General features: G+C 72.1%; 7 protein-coding genes. 1 reads left to right on the forward strand and 6 read right to left on the reverse strand.

Translation table 11 applies throughout. The features are described from left to right. Positions 1-318 precede the first annotated feature (318 nt). From MET2598_RS0103805 to MET2598_RS0103835, 6 genes are all read right to left on the reverse strand, one after another. Positions 319-1017 (reverse strand): TetR/AcrR family transcriptional regulator, encoded by a 699-nt coding sequence (locus MET2598_RS0103805; protein WP_018259910.1) that lies wholly within the window; start codon positions 1015-1017, stop codon positions 319-321. A gap of 112 nt (positions 1018-1129) precedes the next feature. Beyond that, positions 1130-1573 (reverse strand): hypothetical protein, encoded by a 444-nt coding sequence (locus MET2598_RS0103810; protein ID WP_012333674.1) that lies wholly within the window; start codon positions 1571-1573, stop codon positions 1130-1132. Between the two features lie 13 nt (positions 1574-1586). Continuing rightward, a complete protein-coding gene (actP, locus tag MET2598_RS0103815; RefSeq protein WP_012333673.1) occupies positions 1587-3251 on the reverse strand; it encodes a cation/acetate symporter ActP in 1665 nt (554 codons plus the stop codon). After that, entirely contained in the window at positions 3248-3547 is a 300-nt protein-coding gene (locus MET2598_RS0103820) for a DUF485 domain-containing protein (protein WP_012333672.1), read from the reverse strand. Before MET2598_RS0103820 ends, actP begins: the two co-directional genes overlap by 4 nt. A gap of 32 nt (positions 3548-3579) precedes the next feature. Next, on the reverse strand, positions 3580-4824 hold the full coding sequence (locus MET2598_RS0103825) for an FAD binding domain-containing protein (protein WP_018259911.1): 1245 nt from the start codon (positions 4822-4824) through the stop codon (positions 3580-3582). Between the two features lie 528 nt (positions 4825-5352). Then, positions 5353-5628: a hypothetical protein gene (locus MET2598_RS0103835; protein WP_018259913.1), complete on the reverse strand. Its 276-nt coding sequence runs from the start codon at positions 5626-5628 to the stop codon at positions 5353-5355. Between the two features lie 235 nt (positions 5629-5863). Between MET2598_RS0103835 and MET2598_RS0103840 the strand changes: the two genes are divergently transcribed. Then, positions 5864-6103 (forward strand): hypothetical protein, encoded by a 240-nt coding sequence (locus MET2598_RS0103840; RefSeq protein ID WP_012333669.1) that lies wholly within the window; start codon positions 5864-5866, stop codon positions 6101-6103. The last annotated feature ends 140 nt before the right edge of the window (positions 6104-6243 follow it).

Raw genomic sequence — 6243 nt, forward strand, 5'->3', positions numbered from 1 at the left:
GGCCGCCCCGGTCAGGCCGGCAGCCCCCTGGCGGCGGCCGGATCCCACGAGGTCGGCCCGCAGCCCGGCGATCCGCGCCTCCTCGTCCCGCAGATTCAGCCGGCGCCGTGCGGCGCGGCCCCGGCATCATCGATTCCGGCACCATGGCGGCCCGTCGCCATCACGGGATTCTCTCCCCGGACGAGCTTCCGAGAGACAACCAGAGCCATGTCATCTTGTCCGAAAGCGCTCTCCCGCGCCCACGCGCGACGCGCCCTCACCGGCCTCCCGGGGCGCGGCGCCGCCCGCGCCCCGATCCCGACCCGGCCGCGGACCGCCTCACCGGGCGCAGGGCGCGTCCTCCTCGACGCCGATCACCGAGGCCGCGCCGTCGAGGAACATCTTAACCTTCATGCCGACGATGGCCGGGATGTCGTCGACCGGCATGCTGTAGATGAACTTGCGCACGCCGAGATAGAAGATGCCGGCATGCAGGCTCCAGATCGCCTCGATCTCGAGCGGCGTGGCCGGCTTGTCCGCGAGCGGGCGCCTGCCGAACTCCTCGCGCAACTGTCCGATGATGACCGAAAAAATCCTCTCCCGCAGCAGATCCAGATAGCGCGTGTTGAAGTCCAGGCCCTTGAGCCCGGCAAACATGAACAGGCGGATCCACTCGTAGGTGAGAATGACGCTGGCGTAATCGGTATAGAAGGCGGTCAGCCGCTCGCGCAGGGGGCGGGAGGCGTCCTGGACGGCCTCCTCCCAGGCCGGGTTCCAGCGGCGCAGGAACACCTCCTGGTACACGCGCTCGACCAGGGCGTCCTTGGTCGGGAAGTAGCGGTAGAGGAGCGGCTGCGTGATGTTCAGCCGCTTGGCGAGTTCCCGGGTCTGGCCCTCGAAGCCGAACTCGGCGAAGAACCCGACCGCCTCGCGGACGATCTCCTCCTCGCGCTGGGCCGGGCTCAGGCGCCGGCGCCCCGCCTCGCCCGCGCGGACCGGGGCGCGCTGCGCCGCGGACGGGCGTCGGGGGGCCGTCACGAATTTCGTCGTCGCATCCACGGCGGCAGGTTACCACGCGGCGTGGCGGGAAGACCACCGGGCCGGGGCGGGGCCGCGCGGGCTGCGCGGCCGAGGGGGGCTGACCGGCCGGTCACCGCCCGGCCGGGACCGCGATGGCCGCGTCGCGACCGAGCGGCAGGGGCGGGTTGGCGCTGTCGAGGAATTCCACCGTGGTGAACACGAGGTCGGTGTCGCCGATATTCTCCAGGTCGTGGACCATGAAGGCGCCCCGCGCGTAGCGATGGTGCCGCGTGTCGCCGGGGGCGTAGGACACCTCCGCGACCCGCCCGTCCCCATAATGCGAGCGGGCGCGCCCTGCGGTGATGGCGGTCCAGAAATAATCGAGGACGTGGGTGTGGAAGCCGATCCGCTCGCCGGGCCTCAGGGTCAGGAGCCAGACGCGGACGCGGTCGGTCTCGGAGACGAGCCGGCTGCCGACCTGCCCGTTGCCGGCGCGGTCGGCGAAGTCCCGGCGCAGGGCCTCGGGCCAGTCGGCCGGCGGCGCGGGCCAGGCATGGGCGGGGGATTCGGTCATGGGTCCTCCTCGGTCAGTGGGCGGCGACCGGCCGGGGCCGGTCGAAGCCGGTCTGGGCGGTGACGTGCTGGGCGCGGTAGGCCGCGCGGACGGCGCGGGCGGCCGCGCTGCGGTCGAGGCGCGAGACCGCCACCGCGGTCACGAAGGCGAGCGGCACGGAGAAGAGCGCGGGGTTGTCGTAGGGGAACGGGGCCGCCCCGAGGCCGAGCACGGCGGTCCAGACGCCCGGGCCGAGGATCATCAGGCCGAGCGCGCACAGGAGCCCGGCGAGCGAGCCCGCGACGGCTCCCCGGGTGGTCAGCCCCGGCCAGGAGACCGAGAGCACGATCACCGGGAAATTGGCGCTCGCCGCGATGGCGAAGACGAGCCCGACCAGGAAGGCGATGTTCTGGTTCTCGAAGGCGAGGCCGAGGGCCATGGCGGCGAGGCTGATCGCCACCGCCGCGCCCTTCGAGACGCGCACCTCCTCCGCCTCGCTCGCCCGGCCGCGCCGCAGGACGCGGGCGTAGAGGTCGTGGCTCGCCGCCGAGGCCCCGGCGATCGCGAGCCCGGAGACCACCGCCAGGATGGTCGCGAAGGCGACGGCCGAGATGAAGCCGAGGAGCGGGGCGCCCCCGAGCCGGTCGGCGAGGTGAAGCGCCACCATGTTCGGGCCGCCGATCAGGCGGCCGGCCGCGTCCGTGAAGGCGGGCTCGCCGAGCACGAGGGCGATCGCCCCGAAGCCGAGCACGAAGAGCAGCGTGTAGAACACCGTGATGAAGCCGGTGGCGACCAGCACCGAGAGCCGCGCCTCGCGCGCATCCGCCACGGTGAAGAACCGCATCAGGATGTGCGGCAGGCCGGCGGTGCCGAAGATCAGCGCAAGGCCGAGCGAGAGCGCGGAGACCGGATCCCGCACGAGCCCGCCCGGCGCCATGATGGCGCGGCTCTTGGGATGCAGCGCGATGGCCCGCGCGAACAGGGCCTCCAGGCTGAAGCCGAACCGGGCGAGGATGAGCGCCGCCATCAGCGCCGTCCCGGCAAGCAGGAGCACCGCCTTGATGATCTGCACCCAGGTGGTCGCCCGCATGCCGCCGAAGGCGACGTAGAGCATCATCAGCACGCCCACCAGCGCCACCGCCGTGGCGTAGGGCAGGCCGAACAGGAGCTCGATCAGCTTGCCGGCCCCGACCATCTGGGCGATCAGGTAGAGGAGCACGATCACCAGGGTGTTGAGCCCCGCCACCAGCCGCACGGGGATCTCGGCGAGCCGGTAGGCGGCCACGTCCGCGAAGGTGTAGCGGCCGAGATTGCGCAGGGGTTCGGCGATCAGGAACAGGATCATCGGGAAGCCGACCAGGAAGCCGACCGCGTAGATCATCCCGTCGTAGCCCGAGCCGTAGACGAGCGCCGTCACTCCGAGGAACGTGGCCGCGGACGTGTAGTCGCCCGCGATGGCGAGCCCGTTCTGGACGCCGCCGAGCGAGCCGCCCGCGGCGTAGAAGTCGCTCGCCGTGCGGGTGCCGCGCCGGGCCGCCCGGATTGTGACGGCGAGGGTCACGGCCACGAAGGCGAGGAACAGGCCGATGGCGACCGGGTTCAGGGCCTGGCGGCTCGACGGGCCCGACAGCGCGTCGGCCGCCGCCGGTCCCGCCGCGAGGGCGAGCGGCACCAGGGCCGGGAGGAGGCGCGGCCTCATCGCAGGTCCTCCTGCAGGCGGCGGCTCAGGGCGTCGAGGCGGGTATTGGCGACGAGCACGTAGATCGCCGTCAGCAGGAAGCCGAGGCCGAGGAGTCCCACCCCGGCGACGATGCCCCAGCTGATCGCGGAGCCCTCGGCGACCGGCAGGCCGAGGAGGGCCGGGCGGAACGCGATGGTGAGGATGTAGGTGAAGTAGGCCCCCGCCATCGCCGCCGCGAGGCCGAGGCCGAGGCAGCCGCGCTCGAAGGCGAGCCGGCGGAAGGCCGGATGGCCCGCGATCCGCTCGATCTCCATGGTGTCGTCCCTCCTGCTGTGGTGATCGTTGCTCAGGCCGCGAGCCAGGTCGCCACGGCCGTCTCGGCCATGACGGCCTCGGGAGCACGGTGGCGCTCGGCGAGCGCCCGCTCCCGCGGCGTGAGGAGTTGCGCCTGCATGAAGGCGCCGAGTTCCCGCGCCCGCCGGACCACGGCGCGGCCGGGCGCGAGGCGCGCCCGCTCGAACTGGCCGAGGGCCGCCGCGAGGTCGTGCGGGTGGGCGTCGAGCGCCTCCGCGAGGGCGCGCGCGTCCCCGGCGGCCTTGGTCACGCCCATGCCGACATGGGGCCGCGCCACGAAGGCGGCGTCGCCCAGGATCACGGCGCGGCGCCCGAGCACCATGCGGGGCGTCTCAAGGTCCTGGATCGCCTGCAGGAAGGGCTGCGCCGTGCGCTCCACCACCTCGGCGAAGGCGGGCGCGAGGAGCCGGCGCGCGTCCCGCCGCATCGCGGCCGTGACCTCCGGACGGATCCGGTTCGGCGGGATCGAGAGCGGGTGCGTCACCCCGTCGAGGTCGGTGAGGAGCGTCCTCAGCCCGGTCTCCGGAGCGGCCGGCCGGTACCAGACGAAGTTGAAGCGGCGCCGGCCCGGCACGGTCGCGTCGCCCGCCCCGGCGACGGGGTAGCCGAGGATCTGCTCCCCGGGCGGCAGCGCGAAGCAGAAATGGTCGCAGAGCGCGGCGCGCGTCTCCCCCGACAGGTCCGCCTCCTCGACGAGTCCCCGCCAGGCGACGTAGCCGGCGTAGAGGGGCGCCGCCTCGGCCGCGAACTGCGCCCGCACCGCCGAGCCGATGCCGTCGGCCCCGATCAGGAGGTCGCCGCGCGCGGTGGAGCCGTCCGCGAAATGGGCCGTGACCGCCTCGGGGCCCTCCTCGACCCGAACGAGGCCGCGGGCCCGATGGTAGCAGCTGTCGGGCAGGGCCCGCCGGAGGAGGGTGTAGAGGTGGCCCCAGGCGGTGAGCACCTGCGGCAGGGCCCGTTCGGCGAGGATGCTTCCGTCACGGGCCAGGACCCGGCGCCCCGCCACCGCCACGCCGATCTCGGCCCGCCCCCGCTCGATGCCGGCCCGCTCGAGGGCGTCGAACAGCTCCGCGTGGGTGACGATCCCGGCGCCGCGGCCGGAGAGCTCGGCGCCGACACGCTCGTAGATCTCGGCCTGCCAGCCGACCCGGCGCAGCAGCAGGGCCGCGAACAGCCCTCCCAGGGAGCCGCCGACGATGATCGCCCGCCTGCCGGCGGACCCCGTCCGAATGGCCATGACGTTCCTCCATGGTGGGCGGGCGCCGCAATGCACCGGCCCGGGCCGCAGTCATTTATCAACTGATAAACTGCCGGCGGCGGGAGATCCTGTCAAGGCTTATTTATCGTTTGAACACTAACACCGGCCACCGCCCCCGGTCAGCCGCCGTCGGAGTGGTCCGGTCCGAATCATGGCTTTGGGCCGGAGGACGGGCGCGATGGGAACGAGGAAGCGCGAGCCGGAGGAGGTCGTGGCCAAGCTGCGGCAGGTCGACGTGCCGGTCTCGCGGGCGCAGAGCTGTGACGGGCGCGCGGGCGGGCTGCCTCGTTAGCGTCGCGCTACACCGCCGTCAGGGACACGACCCAGATCGCGGTCGGCCGCGAGCTCGAGTGCACGCGCATCAGAGACCGCTCCCGCCTTTCCAGCCCTGGGCGTGGAAGCGGGACTTGGCCGGCTCGACCGAAGGACGGTCCTCAGGAATGCGAGTTCCTCAGCCGCTTCGTCGAGGAGCGATGCATCGGGAAACACCATGGCTGTCCAGCCTTCTCACTGCGCGTGGGAAGCCACGACCATTCGCCCGCGGGCGCTGGTCCCATCACCGCCGGTCACCTGCCCGACTTGGAGCTCGGAGTGCTGGGCCGCCTCGATCATCCTGGCGCGGATCACCCGGTCCGTTTGCCGCGCCGCCTTTTCGACACGCGCCTGCACTGCTCCATCCGAGTAGGCGATCCGAATGCCAGGATCCGCGGCGGCGACGATCGCGGCCGCTCCGAGCGCCGCTCTTATCGCGAAGGCGATGAGGCCGGAGTGCTTCAGGATCATCGCCGGTGCTCCCTCGGCCTGCGCGGCCGTGAGACCGAGGCGCGCGTGACCTGCTGGGGTGAGTCGACAGACGTGTGGCAGACAACCTCTCGATCTGAAAATTCCGCGACATCCCTTAGGGGTTTCTACATAGGTCCCGTGGCGCGCATCCCGCTGGATCCGTTTGCGCTGGATCAATGAGCGGCGGGTCTCAGGCCGCTCGAATAGCCGAGCCGAGAGAGCAAGGGAGGACGCCATGCTGGCACAAGATCAGCTGCGCGACGCTTACAATGTATTTCTGCGCAAGCACAAACCGGGCGTGTGCTGCGCTGTCCGTGAAGACATGCCGGTGCCGGCCTTTCTCGCGCCAGAGAACTGGTCCTACGGCTACACGGCCCGCAGCGAGGCAGACGTGCCGGTCGGCTTTCAGCCCTGGGCTGCCCGCGAGGCGGCCGACCGGTTAGGCTTCTACCTCTTCCAGGACATCTGCGCCTGACATGCGACATCGGTCATCGCTATCGTCAGGCGTCACGACATACTGCCCCCTGATCCGGGATCGGCTTGATCGAAGCGGATCCCGGATCGCGCGCCCGCGCGGCGCCTGAGCGCGGCGCCTGAGCGAAGCCGACATCCGCA

Origin of the sequence: Methylobacterium sp. WSM2598, from assembly GCF_000379105.1 — a bacterium.
In the GTDB taxonomy this organism is placed as follows: domain Bacteria; phylum Pseudomonadota; class Alphaproteobacteria; order Rhizobiales; family Beijerinckiaceae; genus Methylobacterium.